At 50.5% G+C, this 15003-nt stretch carries 14 protein-coding genes; 4 read left to right on the top strand and 10 right to left on the bottom strand.

What is annotated here, in order from left to right:
- The 7 genes from Q1B04_RS05975 to Q1B04_RS05945 all read right to left on the bottom strand — a co-directional run bounded on the left by Q1B04_RS05975 (position 1) and on the right by Q1B04_RS05945 (position 7084).
- Entirely contained in the window at positions 1–579 is a 579-nt protein-coding gene (locus Q1B04_RS05975) for a nucleotide exchange factor GrpE (RefSeq protein WP_299756790.1), read from the bottom strand.
- 234 nt (positions 580–813) lie between these two features.
- Positions 814–1806, bottom strand: coding sequence for a GTPase ObgE (obgE, locus tag Q1B04_RS05970; protein WP_299756787.1), 993 nt, complete (start codon positions 1804–1806; stop codon positions 814–816).
- Between the two features lie 18 nt (positions 1807–1824).
- Complete coding sequence (locus Q1B04_RS05965) at positions 1825–2421, bottom strand: adenylate kinase (RefSeq protein ID WP_299756784.1); 597 nt, start codon at positions 2419–2421, stop codon at positions 1825–1827.
- 125 nt (positions 2422–2546) lie between these two features.
- A complete protein-coding gene (gene hpt, locus Q1B04_RS05960; RefSeq protein WP_299756781.1) occupies positions 2547–3089 on the bottom strand; it encodes a hypoxanthine phosphoribosyltransferase in 543 nt (180 codons plus the stop codon).
- Positions 3090–3225: 136 nt separating this feature from the next.
- Entirely contained in the window at positions 3226–5442 is a 2217-nt protein-coding gene (locus tag Q1B04_RS05955) for a sodium-translocating pyrophosphatase (RefSeq protein WP_299756779.1), read from the bottom strand.
- A gap of 255 nt (positions 5443–5697) precedes the next feature.
- Positions 5698–6123, bottom strand: a complete 426-nt coding sequence (locus tag Q1B04_RS05950; RefSeq protein ID WP_299756776.1) for a hypothetical protein — start codon at positions 6121–6123, stop codon at positions 5698–5700.
- Between the two features lie 46 nt (positions 6124–6169).
- The gene (locus tag Q1B04_RS05945; RefSeq protein WP_299756774.1) at positions 6170–7084 is read right to left on the bottom strand and encodes a M20/M25/M40 family metallo-hydrolase; all 915 of its coding nucleotides are present in this window, start codon (positions 7082–7084) and stop codon (positions 6170–6172) included.
- A 109-nt stretch (positions 7085–7193) separates the two neighbouring features.
- Here Q1B04_RS05945 and Q1B04_RS05940 point away from each other — a divergent pair, with 109 nt between their 5' ends.
- Positions 7194–8441 carry a tol-pal system protein YbgF gene (locus tag Q1B04_RS05940; protein WP_299756771.1) on the top strand — a complete coding sequence of 416 codons (1248 nt, stop codon included), beginning with the start codon at positions 7194–7196 and terminating at the stop codon, positions 8439–8441.
- A gap of 75 nt (positions 8442–8516) precedes the next feature.
- Here Q1B04_RS05940 and Q1B04_RS05935 read toward each other — a convergent pair whose 3' ends face one another.
- Positions 8517–9479 (bottom strand): UDP-glucuronic acid decarboxylase family protein, encoded by a 963-nt coding sequence (locus tag Q1B04_RS05935; protein ID WP_299756768.1) that lies wholly within the window; start codon positions 9477–9479, stop codon positions 8517–8519.
- Positions 9480–9482: 3 nt separating this feature from the next.
- The gene (locus Q1B04_RS05930) at positions 9483–10838 is read right to left on the bottom strand and encodes a UDP-glucose/GDP-mannose dehydrogenase family protein (protein WP_299756766.1); all 1356 of its coding nucleotides are present in this window, start codon (positions 10836–10838) and stop codon (positions 9483–9485) included.
- 743 nt (positions 10839–11581) lie between these two features.
- On the opposite strand from Q1B04_RS05930, the gene Q1B04_RS05925 reads away from it, so the two are divergent.
- Together Q1B04_RS05925 and Q1B04_RS05920 are read left to right on the top strand one after the other, a co-directional pair.
- Positions 11582–12475 (top strand): alpha/beta fold hydrolase, encoded by an 894-nt coding sequence (locus tag Q1B04_RS05925; protein ID WP_299756764.1) that lies wholly within the window; start codon positions 11582–11584, stop codon positions 12473–12475.
- A 111-nt stretch (positions 12476–12586) separates the two neighbouring features.
- Positions 12587–12775, top strand: coding sequence for a hypothetical protein (locus Q1B04_RS05920; protein ID WP_299756762.1), 189 nt, complete (start codon positions 12587–12589; stop codon positions 12773–12775).
- A gap of 83 nt (positions 12776–12858) precedes the next feature.
- Here the strand turns inward: Q1B04_RS05920 and Q1B04_RS05915 are convergent, their stop codons facing one another.
- Positions 12859–14262, bottom strand: a complete 1404-nt coding sequence (locus Q1B04_RS05915; RefSeq protein ID WP_299756760.1) for an FAD-linked oxidase C-terminal domain-containing protein — start codon at positions 14260–14262, stop codon at positions 12859–12861.
- 74 nt (positions 14263–14336) lie between these two features.
- Here Q1B04_RS05915 and Q1B04_RS05910 point away from each other — a divergent pair, with 74 nt between their 5' ends.
- On the top strand, positions 14337–14966 hold the full coding sequence (locus Q1B04_RS05910) for a C40 family peptidase (protein ID WP_299756757.1): 630 nt from the start codon (positions 14337–14339) through the stop codon (positions 14964–14966).
- Positions 14967–15003 lie beyond the last annotated feature (37 nt).

Below are 15003 nucleotides of genomic sequence, written 5' to 3'. Positions count from 1 at the left end.
TTACGCTCCTATTACAACTTTCGCGAAACGGATCACCTTTTCGTTAAGTGTGTATCCTTTCTCAATTACATCTACTATTTTGCCTTTCAGCTCTTCAGACGGAGCCGGAATCTGCGTCACCGCCTCGTGCAGCTCGCTGTCAAATGCGTCGCCTGCCTTTGTCTCCATCGGCTTCAGCCCTTTCTGCATCGTCACGTGCTTCAGTTTATGAAACACCAGCTCCAAACCCTGCAGCATGTTGTCCAGGTCTTTGGTTGCCTCCATCGACTGGCGCGCGCGCTCCATATCATCCAGCACTGGCAGCAGCTCACTCATAGTGTCCTGGTTAGCTGTTTTTATCAGCTCCAGGCGCTCCTTGGCGGTACGGCGGCGAAAGTTCTCAAACTCTGCCATTAAACGCACAAACTTATCTTTCATCTCTGCCAGCTGTATGGCAGTATCGTCTTCCTCAGTTTCTATTGAGGCGGCTTCTTCTGCTGTTTCGTCCGCCTGGTTCAGTTCTTCATCAGTGGTAGCATTGGCAGTGTTATCCTGCAATTCCTCTTGTTCCTGCTCCTTTTTAATATTTTTATCTGACATAATGCCTTAAAAAAGTTAGGTTGATTGGTCTATATTGTCTTGTCAATTGTCTTGCCAAACCACTGTTCGTGCCAAGTTGGCATTAACTAAATTGTCGGGTTGCTAAATTGTTGATTGCTGAGATTTTTCTTGATTAACAATACAGCAATTCGAGCTGCTCCCTCATCAAAAAAAATCGGTAGCAAGCTTTGCAGCCTCTACCGATCCTGGTTGTATACTTTATCGGGCTGTGCTCTAATTATTGAGTGCCTCCCAGATCATGTCTTTTAGTTGCGTAATGTTTTTGCCTGTGATGCTGGAGATAAACACCGTCGGGAGTCCTTCTGGCAAGGTTTCGCGCATTTCCTGCTCCAATTCATCATCCAGCATATCGGATTTAGTAATGGCAAGCACACGCTTCTTATCCAGCAGTTCCGGGTTATAGGTTTTCAGTTCGTTCAGCAGCACCTGGTATTCCTCTGCAATATCAGCGCTCTCACATGAAACCATAAACAGCAGCATGGAGTTCCGCTCAATGTGGCGCAAAAAGCGCAACCCAAGGCCTTTGCCTTCCGAGGCTCCCTCAATAATACCCGGAATGTCGGCCATTACAAAGGATTTGTAGTCGCGGTAGGCCACTACGCCTAAGTTAGGCTCCAGCGTAGTAAAAGCGTAGTTGGCTATTTTAGGCTTAGCCGCCGACACTACAGAAAGCAGCGTGGATTTACCGGCATTCGGGAAGCCAACCAAACCAACATCGGCCAGCAGTTTCAGCTCCAGCACCACCCACTCTTCTACACCGGGCTCACCTGGCTGCGCATAGCGCGGCGTTTGGTTAGTCGGGGATTTAAAGTGCGCGTTGCCTAGGCCACCTCTGCCACCTGGCGTAAGTATGATTTCCTGCCCATCCTCGGTAATTTCGCACATTACCTCACCGGTTTCGGCGTTACGGGCAATGGTACCGAGCGGCACCTCCAGCACTTCATCTTTGCCCTGTGCTCCGGAAGAGTGGCTTTGACCACCGTTCAGGCCGTTTTCGGCAATAATGTGCTTGCGGTACTGCAGGTGCAGCAACGTCCAGAGTTGGGAGTTGCCGCGAAGTATAATATGCCCCCCACGGCCACCGTCGCCCCCATCAGGGCCGCCTTTTGCCGTCATTTTATCCCGGTGCAAGTGTGCGGAACCTCCACCACCATGCCCGGAACGTGAGCAGATCTTAACGTAGTCTATAAAGTTGCTTGATGCCAAATCTTGTAAGCTTGAGGCTTATTTTTTCTCTTCTTGCTTTTCCTTCAATGCATCAACGTGCTGGCACAGGGCTTTAAAGATATCTTCTATCTCGCCGATGCCATCCACTGCATAGTATTTACCTTGGCCGGCATAGTAGTCGGCTACTGGTTTTGTTTTGGTGTTGTACTCCTGCACACGCTTACGGATCAGTTCTTCGTTCTGATCGTCAGGTCTGCCGGACGTCTGCCCGCGCAGCAACAGGCGCTTTGTCAGCTCCTCGTCGTCCACTTTTAGGGCAATCATAGCGGAGATTTCCGTCTCGTTGTCCTGCAGCAGCTTGTCTAGCCCCTGGGCCTGCGGCACTGTGCGCGGAAAACCATCGAAAATAAAGCCTGCCGCCTGGCGGTGATCTTTTACCTTGTTCTCGATCATACCGATTACGACCTCATCCGGCACTAGCAGACCATTGTCCATCAGCTGTTTCGCTTCCATGCCAAGGGCTGTGCCAGCAGCGATCTCTGAGCGCAGCAAATCTCCAGTGGAAAGGTGTATAAGGTTGTATTTATCTAACAGTTTTTGACTTTGGGTACCTTTACCAGCACCTGGAGGGCCAAACAAAACGATGTTAAGCATATCTTATAGCTTTTTATAAAGAGCAAATATAAGTATAAATTTTATGTACTTTCTGATTTTCTAAGGACCTGCAGCGGCTGCACCTCCTGCTTTGAAAGCCTGCTAACGCTACTTGTACTGCAGGGTTACGATACAATTTTATAAATATCGCGCAGGTTTCGGCCTAAGGCATTGTAGTCTAATCCGTACCCTACCACAAAGTCGTTCGGAATAGACCGGGCGACATACTTTACGTCCAGCGGGTGCTGCAGGCAATCTGGTTTCATTAAGAGCGTGGCTATTTCCACAGAGGCGGGGTTACGCTCTTTTAGCTGCTGCAGCAGGCCGTGCACAGTATGGCCTGTATCCACAATATCCTCCAGCACTACCACGTGGCGGCTTTGCACATCTTCGGTCAGGCCCAGAATCTCCTTCACCTTACCGGTGCTCTGCATATCCTGGTAGCTGGCCAAACGGATGAAAGAAATCTCACAGGGTATAGAAACACGCTTCAGCAAATCAGACACAAACATAAAGGAGCCATTTAGCACTGCCAGAAACAAAGGCTGCTTGTTTGCATAATCTTTGTCAATCTGCTCTGCCAGCATGGTGATGCGGGCAATGATCTCCTCTTCGAAAATATAAGTGCTGAATTCACAATCGTGAATCTGAATGGTACGCGGTTCCATGTAAACTTGGGTTGATCTTGAACAAAGGTAAGTATAAATTAAAAAATAAGCCCAACCTAAAGTCGGGCTTATCCTGTAATCTGCCTGTAGGGCCTAATTTACTGCATTAGCAGGCAGCGCTACCACTGTATTATGCTTATTTATAACTTGCGGTAGCTGGCGTTACATCCTGCTGCTGCATGTTGATATGGTCCAGCTCGATTGGCGGCTCCGGAATTGGCGGCTCCTGCTCCAGCGCAATGTGGGGCGCTATCACCAACGACACGATAGACATCAGCTTGATCAGGATATTCATACTTGGCCCGGAGGTATCTTTGAACGGGTCGCCTACGGTATCGCCGGTTACAGAAGCTTTATGCGGCTCAGAGCCCTTGTACTCCATCACGCCGTTAATCATCACGCCTTTCTCAAAAGACTTCTTCGCGTTATCCCAGGCACCGCCGGCGTTAGACTGGAACATGGCCATTAGCACCCCGGAAACCGTTACGCCAGCCAGTGTGCCACCCAATACCTCCGCCGAGGAAGTATCCGGGAACACATCTCTAAAGCCAAAACCAATGATAATCGGCACCAGAAGCGCAATAGCGCCTGGCAGCATCATTTCCCGAATGGCTGCTTTAGTGGAGATAGCCACGCACTTTTCATACTCTGGCTTGCCTGTCCCCTCCATAATACCCGGAATCTCGCGGAACTGCCGACGCACCTCCTGCACCATCGCCATGGCCGCTCTACCAACTGCAGAAATGGCCAAAGCCGAGAAGATGAACGGAATCATGGCACCTATAAAGAGGCCTGCAAGTACAGGTGCTTTGTACAAGTCAATGGTACGAATGCCGGCTATGCCTACAAAGGCGGCGAAAAGCGCCAGCGAAGTAAGTGCAGCAGAGGCAATGGCAAAGCCTTTACCGGTAGCGGCAGTAGTGTTACCTACAGCATCCAGGATATCGGTGCGGCCGCGCACTTCTTTCGGCAATTCGCTCATCTCGGCTATACCACCGGCATTGTCGGCTATCGGGCCGAAAGCGTCGATGGCCAGCTGCATGGCGGTGGTCGCCATCATACCGGCCGCTGCTATAGCCACGCCGTACAGACCTGCCGCTGCATAGGAAAGCACAATGCCCGCCGCCAGCACGATAATTGGCAGCACTGTGGAGTGCATACCCACCGCCAGACCGGCAATGATGTTGGTAGCATGCCCGGTGGAGGACTGCTGCACAATTGAGTTAACAGGCTTTTTCCCCATAGCAGTATAGTACTCCGTGATGATGCTCATCAAAGTACCCACTACCAGGCCGACAATCACGGCCATAAATACGCCGTTGTTGGTAAACTCAAAGTTGCGGAGCACCAGGTTTTCGGGCAGCAACCAATGAATTACAAAATATGAGGCAACAGCGGTTAGTATCACTGATATCCAGTTTCCGCGGTTAAGGGCCGCCTGCACATCGCCTCCCTCCTTCACGCGCACAAACAGTATCCCGATAAAAGAAAACACAATACCCAGGCCTGCCGTCAGCATTGGAAGTATGATAGGTGAAAGCCCGCCAAAATTATCCGACACCTCTACCTCCCGGCCTAGCACCATGGTAGCAAGTATGGTAGCCACGTAAGAGCCAAAAAGGTCCGCACCCATACCGGCTACGTCGCCTACGTTATCGCCTACGTTATCGGCAATGGTGGCAGGGTTACGCGGGTCATCCTCCGGGATACCGGCCTCTACCTTACCTACCAGGTCAGCGCCCACATCGGCAGCTTTTGTATAAATACCGCCGCCCACACGAGCAAACAAGGCGATACTTTCAGCACCCAGCGAGAAACCTGTGAGCACTTCCAGGGCAATTTCCATCTCTATGCCACGCGCATTGCCGCCTGTGCTGAGCACAAACATGTAGTAGAAAAATATGAACAGCGAACCCAGGCCCAGCACAGCCAGACCGGCCACGCCCATTCCCATTACAGAACCGCCTACAAAAGAAACATTAAGCGCCTTGGACAGGCTGCTTCTGGCGGCCTCTGCGGTGCGCACGTTGGCTTTGGTGGCAATACGCATCCCTATAAAACCAGCCAGTGCCGATAAAAACGCGCCTATAACAAAGGCTCCCACAATTAGCGGGTGAGACTTTTCACCGGTGTAGCCCAGGTAGAACAGGAAGACAGAGGCAATGATAACAAAATAGGTCAGCACCTTGTACTCGGCTTTCAGAAAGGCCATGGCTCCATCAGCAATGTGGCGTGCAATCTCCGTCATGCGCTCATTGCCACTTGGCTGCTTCGTCACCCAGGCCGACCTTATGGCTGTATACAGCAGGGCCGCCAATCCAAAGGCAGGAATTGCGTAAAGAATAGGTTCCATTCGGTTTTATTAAGGGTTAAGGGATATTAATATATAGTTATTAAAGAAAAGTGATTCTGTAGACTTTTCCAAATATCTCTATCCCTTTCCTGCTGCTGCTCCTGACGCCTATTTCTTTAGGGACTAACAAGTTACAACATCAATCTACAAAACAGGCCTGTCTATATACTTTCAGCTGCATTACCGACTCTTAGACGACAGAAAAGCAGCTTTCAGGAGTCGCTTTTCTGCATCAAATTCCTCAGCCATAATTGGCTAGAAGGTATTCTCATCCAGTGTTAAAGTATAAGTTGCCTTAAACCTGCTGTGCTTGTCATACTTCCAGCGGCTGGGGCGGTTCAGGTTGCCTCTGGCGCTCCTTCCATTACTTTCTGCAGATACTTTAATCCAGTATAGCTCCGGGTTTCCCTGCTCCTCATCATAAACCTCGTCCGTAGCAAATCCAGAAGTAGCCCAGACCTCTGCTGTTTCTCCTGGCGCTAAAGTATAGTAGCGTTTTGGGTCCCCAACAATGTTTACGCTCGGGTTCTGCTTTATCTCCACCACCACTTCTACAGTGGAAGAGGCTGTATTTTCAATCCTGTACCAATAATCTGCCTCTTTGTCAGATACCTGCTCACAGGCAGGGAGCGCAACAGCCATCAGGAATAACAGAAAAGCCAGGTATGGGTTCTCTTTCATATATAGGAAGGTTTGGTAAGTATAAGTATAGCTTGTTGATTTTTCCCTACAACTTCTCCATCAGCACCTTGTAAAGTGCTACCATACTTTCGATGTCTTTCTTGTGCACGATCTCGTTAGGCGTGTGTACATTATCTTCCGGAGCACCCACAAAACACCAATCCCAGGGGTGAGCGCTACGCTGCAGCTCTTTGGCATCGCTGCCACCTGCTCCTTCTACCTCCAGCTGGTAAGGCACACCGGCCTCTTTGGCAAGCGCAATAATGCGCTGCACGTAAGACCGACGGGGAATAAGGCTATCGCGCAGCGAAATAACCACGCCCTTGCCGGCATGCACGCCTTCGGTTACCCAAGTAATGTCAGAGATAAGACCCTGTGTTACACCATACTGCTCATGAATGTAACGGGCCAAGTATGCCACCGATCCACCACCGTGCTCCTCCCAGCAGCAGAACGCGATAATGCCGTTTTCCATGGCTTCAGCCACCTGCAGCGCCGACCACACACCTAATCGGTTATCCATATAGCAGCTCTGCACCGTCTCCTCCGTCTCTCTAAAATCGCATTTAAACACAAGTTCTGTGCCTCGCTCTATCTCCCGCTCATACTCGTAGCTTAACTCGTGGGTCTCTTCGTCATACTTTAAGGTGCACTCTATTTTTCCCTGAGAGTCTTCACCCACCAAAGTATAGCCACTCTCCAGATCTGGCCCCCCGATCCTCACCAGTTGCTTACCGTAGCGAACAGTAAAACCTATGGAATCCATGTGGGCAAAAATTGCACTCCTTGGCTTACCGAACACCAGCAAAATACAGTCCTGAAAGCCTTCTCCGTGCAGCACAACAGGTTGCGTTTTCCAGCTCAATTTATGTTCTGTTATGTAGTTTAGTAAAAAACTGGTCAGGTTTTGTTCATTGCCTGATGGGGCATGTATGTGGCACAGCGTTTCAAGAAGTTTCATAATTATTTTATCTTTATGGAATTCATAATAATCAGATTTGTTGTACTTTTATAATTAGCAAAGCCACTAGTATAACAGGCACGAACAAACTTACAATTTTTGGCCTTTCATGAAGAACTTAATCTCCGCCATCTTCACGCTCTTTTTCCCACTTTTAGCAGTAGCGCAACTCCCTGCCCAGCCTACTGATTCTACGGCCATGCGGCAGGTTGTTATGAGCGAGGTAGAGGTGTTGCCGGCCGCAGCCAAGATAAAAGGCATGTTGCTTCTGAACAAAGACCTGCAGTATGAGTTGGAGGGCGCAGTGGACAACATGTATAACTTTAAGTATGCACGCGCTGAAAAGCAGTTCAAATCCATTCGCCGCCGTTACCCAGACCACCCGCTTCCTTACTTTCTGATGGGCCTTAGCCAGTGGTGGAAGATTGTACCGACCAATATACAGACGCTGAAGTATGATGACCTCTTTTTTGCCTACATGGATACCACAATCCAGAAAGCGGAGGCCATGTATGATCGGGATGAGAATAACGTTGAAGCCGCCTTCTTTCTAGCTGCCTCCTACGGCTTTACAGCACGCCTGCACTCTGAGCGCAGCAACTGGCGCAAGGCTACTGTAGCCAGCAAGCGCTCTCTGGACTTTTTGGAGAAAGCCAAAGCCGGCAACGGCCTGAGCCCTGAGTTCCTTTTCGGAGAGGCTCTTTTTAACTACTACTCCGTATGGATTCCGGATAATTACCCCATGCTGCGCCCTGTGCTAGTCTTTTTTCCTAATGGCGATAAGCGTTTGGGGCTAAAACAGCTTTCTTACGTATCTAAGACAGGTTTTTATACAGGTACAGAGTCTAAGCTTTTCCTGATGAAAATACTGGCTAACGAAGAGAAGCAAATGTACGAGGCGCTTGAAATTGCCGAAGACCTGGCACTGAAGTATCCTGACAATGCTTATTTTCAGCGCTTTTATGCCCGCCTTCTGTTTGTGAACGGTCATTTTACCAAAGCAGAGCGTGTGTCTGAAGAAATCTTAAGCAAGCTAGAGCAACAAATGCCAGGCTATGAGCCTGTCAGTGGCCGGTATGCCTCCTATATTCTGGCTTATATCAACCAGCACAAGTACCGTGATTTTGACAAAGCTAAAGGCCACTACAAAAACGCGATCATGTATGCTGAGATGACAAATGAAAGAGATTCGGGCTATTTTGTAAATTCATACCTTAACCTGGCCCGTATTGCCAAACAGCAGAAAGATAAAGCAGCCGCTAAAAACTACTACTCCGTTGTATTGAAGACCAGCGATAAGAAATCAGCTAACTATAAGGAAGCAAAGAAATTCCTGAAGGAGAACAGAAAAGGATAAGCATATATAAAAGTATAAAAAGAAGGGGCTGCCATATTAATGGCAGCCCCTTCTTTTTATACTTTCTTGCACCGGCTAGGCGTTCTGCTCTGCCGGGCTCAGGATCTTCTCTTTGAAGAACTCCAGCGTGCGCTTGAGCCCCTCGGCACGGTCCACCTGCGGCTCCCAGTCCAACACCTGCTTGGCAAGCGAAATGTCCGGCTGGCGCTTCTGCGGGTCGTCCTTCGGCAACGGCTGGTAGTCCACCTTCAGCTCCACCCCCGTCAGGCGGCAGATCTCCTCGGCAAACTCCCGGATGGTGATCTCGGAGGGGTTGCCCACGTTCACCGGCAGGTGGTAGTCGCTCAACAGCAGGCGGTAAATGCCCTCCACCAGGTCGTCCACATAGCAGAAGGAGCGCGTTTGGCTGCCGTCCCCGAAGATGCTTAGCGGCTCGCCACGCAGCGCTTGGCTCAGGAAAGCAGGCAGCACGCGCCCGTCGTCCAGGCGCATCCGCGGGCCGTAGGTGTTGAAGATGCGCACGATGCGCGTCTCCAGGCCGTGGTGCATGTGGTAGGCCATGGTCATGGCCTCTTGGAAGCGCTTGGCCTCGTCGTAGCAACCTCTGGGCCCCACCGGGTTCACGTTGCCCCAGTAGTTCTCCTGCTGCGGGTGCACCAGCGGGTCGCCGTACACCTCGGAGGTGGAGGCGATCAGCATGCGCGCATTCTTAGCCTTGGCCAGCCCCAGCAGGTTGTGCGTGCCCAGCGAGCCCACCTTCAGCGTCTGGATCGGAATCTTCAGGTAGTCAATCGGGCTGGCCGGCGAGGCGAAGTGCAGGATATAGTCCAGATGGCCCGGCACGTGCACGAACTTGGATACGTCGTGGTGGTAGAACTCGAAGCTTTCCAATTTGAACAGGTGCTCGATGTTCTCCAGGCTCCCCGTGATCAGGTTGTCCATGGCTATCACGTGGTAGCCCTCTTTTATGAATCGGTCGCACAGGTGGGAACCGAGGAAACCGGCCCCTCCCGTGATGAGTACTCTTTTTTTGCTCATAGTTTACAGCGTTGCGTCAATTTTCTGGGGCACCTGCTGCTTCACGCCGATGCCGTAGTAGGTGAAGCCCTTCTCGGAGAGGTCGGCCCCCTCGTAGATGTTTCTGCCGTCGAAGACGACCCTGCCCTTCATCAGCTTGCCGACAACGGCGAAGTTGGGCGAGCGGAACTCGGGCCACTCGGTCACCAGCAGCAGCGCGTCGGCGTCGATGAGCGCCTCGTACTCGTCCTTGCCGTACTCGATCGTCTCGCCCAGGCTGTGCCTTGCCTCGGCCATGGCCACCGGGTCGTAGGCCTTCACCCTGGCCCCCTCGGCCAGCAGCTTCTCGATGAGCACCAGCGAGGGCGCCTCGCGCATGTCGTCGGTCTTGGGCTTGAACGAGAGGCCCCACACGGCGAACGTCCTGCCCGCCAGCTCGCCCGAGAAGTGGGCGCGCACCTTGTCGAAGAGCACCGACTTCTGGTTCTCGTTCACCTCCTCCACAGACTCGAGCACGCGCATGCGGTAGCCGTTCTCGGAGGCCGTGCGGATCAGCGCCTTCACGTCCTTGGGGAAGCAGCTCCCTCCGTAGCCGATGCCCGGGTAGATGAACTTGTTGCCGATCCTGGCGTCCGAGCCGATGCCCTTGCGCACCATGTTCACGTCGGCGCCCATCAGTTCGCACACGTTGGCGATGTCGTTCATGAAACTGATCTTGGTGGCCAGCATGGCGTTGGCCGCGTACTTGGTCATCTCGGCAGAGGGAATGTCCATGAAGATGAGCGGGTGGCCGTTCATCAGGAAGGGCTTGTAGAGCTTCTTCATCACCTGCTCGGCCCGCTCAGAGGCCACCCCCACCACGATGCGGTCGGGCTTGAGGAAGTCGGCGATCGCGGCCCCCTCCTTCAGAAACTCCGGGTTGGAGGCCACGTCGAAGTCGATCTGCTCGCCGCGCGCCTCCAGCTCCTCCTCGATGGCCTGGCGCACCTTCCGGGCCGTGCCCACCGGCACGGTGCTCTTGGTCACCACCACCAGGTAGCCACTCATGCTGCGGCCGATCTCGCGGGCCACGGCCAGCACGTACTTCAGGTCGGCCGAGCCGTCCTCGCCCGGGGGCGTGCCCACGGCGATGAAGGCCGCCTCGCAGCCGCAGCCGCCGATCACCTCCCCAAGGTCGGTCGAGAACGAGAGGCGCTCCTTCTGGAAGTTGCGCGTCACCATCTCCTCCAGGCCCGGCTCGTATATGGGCAGGATGCCGCGGCGCAGGTTTGCGATCTTCTTCTCATCAATGTCCACGCACGTCACGTCGATGCCCACCTCGGCAAAGCACGTGCCCGTCACCAAACCAACGTACCCTGTGCCAACTACTGCTATTCTCATAAGTGTTTTCTCTAAAGGCTAAAAATTCTATAATTCAGAAGCTCCAACCGCTCTTTTTGCTTCTGTTTAAATATGTTTATCTACTTTTCTTTACCACAATCCGGTTGATGGCATCTACATACATTTTATGACCCATGTAGTGCCACTGTTTTAGAACTCAGGCTCTAATAACTATGCAAGTACAGAAATATCCAGTTGCAGCACAAATTTATTACTTATAAAAGTCCGCCCCATTCCTGCTAAGTTTAAGTGCAGCAGCAAGATCAGGTTAAGTTTTTCACTTTACGACAGGTTATACTTTTATTACAACTACGGGATATTTGTATCTAACTGGCTAGCAAATTTGCTGAACATCTCAAGGATTGAAAATTAATGTTGGAGTAACATCAGGTACTGCATCTTCTACAGCTCGCAAAAAATACGTACAGCAAAGTATAATAGTTATCTAATTTTCAATCAAACTTTCACTATAAATTGCCTTTGCCACACTCCATACCCTCATAACTAAATCATGTTCAGAGCATAAAGCTTTTAAGTTTAGCATAATCATAAATTTCAGGCAGGTAACACTATCTATAGCAAACAATTAAAGAACAAGCTCCCCAATATTAAGGCTCATTTATAAAAGCTACTGGAATTATCAATTCGCGTTCAAAATTTATCTGAATGAGCCTGTTTTTTGAGTGAAAAAACAACCTGCCTCCTGTTTAGAAGTATAGTTAATTAACAATCACCCTAAAGCTATGAAACCAGATTGGCTGGATAAGAAGGAGTATCCCTTCAAATCTAAATATATTGAGCTGGAGGCAGGTAAGATGCACTATATTGATGAAGGCGCTGGTCCTGCAATCGTTATGGTTCACGGTACACCATCCTGGTCCTTTATGTACCGCAACCTAATTAAAATACTGCGCAAGAGCCACCGCTGCATTGCCCTCGATATGATTGGTTTTGGCTTATCGGACAAACCGAAAGACTGGAGCTATAAGCCACGGGCACACGCCATCAACTTTGAGCAATTAATGGAGCATTTGCAGCTGAAGGATATTACGCTGCTGGTGCACGATTTCGGGGCTCCCATTGGGCTGGCATACGCTATAAAATACCCTGAAAACGTACGTGGGGTAGTTATGCTTAACTCCTGGACGTGGTCGCTTTCCAAACACCAGAGTTTTACCAAGGCCAGCAAGTATTTAGTCGGGCCGCTAGGTAAGTTCCTGCACTCTAAGCTAAATGTTTCCAACAACACACTCATCCATGAGCTTTTTAAGGATGAGGATGACTTGCCAGAGCCAATTAAGGAGCATTACATGAACGGACTCGGAAACCCGGAAGAGCGTGTGAAAAACCTTGCCTGCGCCCGCGAACTAGTTGGTGTGAGCAGGTGGTACGATGAGCTGTGGAAAGAGCGAAAGAAAATTCAGGACATACCGACACTTATACTTTGGGGCGAACGCGATAAGCTGATTAAGATAGAGGCACTGCAACGCTGGAAGAAGTTTTTCCATGAGTGCTATGTTATTCCGTTTGAGGATGGCGGCCACTTTCTGCAGGAAGAGAACTCTGAGGAGATTGCTGGCTACGTGAGTAACTTTATTAAAGAAGAGCAGAAAAAAAATGAATTAGTAAACGAATAATAGATAACCACTGAAAGAGAAATGAAAACTGACAAACCTATAGATGAAGCAATTTTAAGAGCGCACGGCTCATCAGAACAAGAATCACAATCACAAGAAAAATTATACGCTATGAGAGTTCCGCAAACAACCACCCAACCCAACCACCCAACCCAAGAAGCACCGTTAAACGAATCGCACGCTAACCTGATGCAATCGTGGCAGAACCTGCGCGGCCTGGACGATAAGCTGGCCCAAACTAAATTCTCGGACTTGGCAAGCAGCAGCCATAAGTCTACAAAAGGCAAACACAAAGTATGACAGCGTTTTTACCGCTTCCGAAGCACAGCATATTTAGCTACACAAAACAGGCGCAGATTTTTTAAACCTGCGCCTGTTTCTTTTTAGAATATCTTGCCCGGGTTAAGTATACCTCTCGGGTCAAAAAGCTCTTTTATGCCGCGCATAAGCCGCAGCTGCACCTCGTTTAGGGCAATGTTGATGTACTGCCGCTGCACCAGCCCAATGCCGTGCTCACCCGAAATAGTGCCGCCTAGCTCCACACAAAGCCTGAAAATCTCTTTTATACCTTCCGGTAGCTTGTTATTCCAGTCCTCATCGCTCATATCACCTTTCACAATGTTTATGTGCAGGTTTCCGTCGCCAGCATGGCCGTAGCAGACAGACTTAAAATTATATTTCTTCCCTATCTCCTTCACGCCGCGTAACAACACTGGAAGTTCGGCACGTGGCACAACGGTATCTTCCTCTTTATAGATAGAGTTGCTTTTAACGGCATGACCGACATTACGGCGCAGGCGCCACAAATCTTCCTTCTGCTTTTCAGTGTCAGCAACCAATATTTCTCCTACATCAAAGCTCTCCAGTACTTCGTATACGCGCTCTGCATCTTTAAACAGCAGATCCATATCATTGCCGTCCAGTTCTATCAGTAGGTGCGCCTGCTCGTCGGCTGCCATCAGCACATCCAAACCAAGGTAGCGGCTCGTCCACTCAATAGCTTCGCGCTCCATAAACTCCATCGCCGACGGCACAATGCCCGCCATAAATATTCTGGATACTGCCGCACAGGCTTCTTCCTCGCTTCGGAAAGGCACCAGCATCACCAGGTTCTGCGGAGGGTACGGGATCAGTTTGAACACGATTTTAGTGATGATTCCGAGGGTGCCCTCGCTACCGACCATCAGCTGCGTCAGGTTATACCCTGTGGCATTTTTCAGCACGTTAGCTCCCGTCCAGGTTACTTCTCCGGTTGGCAGCACCACCTCCATGTTCAGCACATAGTCTTTGGTTACGCCATACTTCACAGCTCTTGGTCCGCCGCTGCTCTCGCTCAGGTTGCCGCCTAAAAAACAGCTGCCGCGGCTAGATGGGTCTGGTGGGTAAAAAAGGCCCCGTTCGATAACTGCCTCCTGAAAAACCTGTGTAATTACACCCGGCTCAACAATTGCCTGCAGGTTGCGCTCATCTATAGCAATAATCTGGTTCAGGCGCTCCGTGGAAAGTATAACACCCTTATGAATAGCCAGTGCACCGCCGCTTAATCCTGTTCCGGCCCCTCGCGGAGTAACCGGAATTGTATTTTCGTAGCAGTACTGCATAATACGGCTTATCTCAGCAGCGTTAGCAGGTTTGAGCACTACCTCCGGCTCATAGCGCAGGTCTTCTGTCTCGTCGTGGGTATAGCGCAGCATATCTTCGGCGGCGGCAGGCAGCAGCATGTGCTCCTGGCCGACTATTTCTGCAAATGCTGCTATGGCTTCGGGTGTGATTGGATTAAATTTCATTTTAATAAAGCTGTACTAATCCTTAAATTAGCCAGTCGAATTTGTGTTGTTATACTTGGTTGCTAAAATACGCTTTGAAAACACTTTATACTACTTCTGCCCTCTTTATCTTTTTCCTGCTGCTGATGGCTTCCTGCCAATCTACGCAGCCTACCTTTAGCAAACGCGGGGAAGAGTACAAATCTGCTCGTGAAATTGCCGCCGCGAAACGCGCTGCAAAAAAGGGAAACCGCCGGGGCGAGAAGTATGCAAGCGGTGTTAGCGGCACTTCAAAAGACCGCACCAGCCGCACCCGTATGCCCAACCGCAATTTAGATAGGGATGTAGCCACTGTAATTGAGGCAGCACGCTCTTACACAGGAGTTCCATATCGTTGGGGTGGCACTACCCGCGTAGGCATGGACTGCTCCGGCCTGCTCTGCACCTCCTTCCAAAGTATAGATGTGGCGCTGCCTCGTACCTCAGAGGAGCAAAGCCAGTACGGCACCGAAGTTAAAACAAAGGATTTGCGCGAAGGCGATCTCGTGTTTTTCGGATCCAGCAAACGAAACATCACACACGTTGGCATGGTAACCGAGGTTATTAGCCGCGACGAGATCAGGTTTATTCATGCCTCCACCTCCTTAGGAGTAATCGAAAATAACCTTTATGCACCGCACTACCAGAAGATCTTTGTGAAGGCTGTTCGCCCGCCGGTATTTTAACTACACCTGGTGTTATATATAAACAGCATTATATAAC

The sequence above is a fragment of the uncultured Pontibacter sp. genome (assembly GCF_947495565.1).
GTDB lineage: Bacteria > Bacteroidota > Bacteroidia > Cytophagales > Hymenobacteraceae > Pontibacter.
This window is presented reverse-complemented; position numbering and strand designations above follow the sequence as displayed.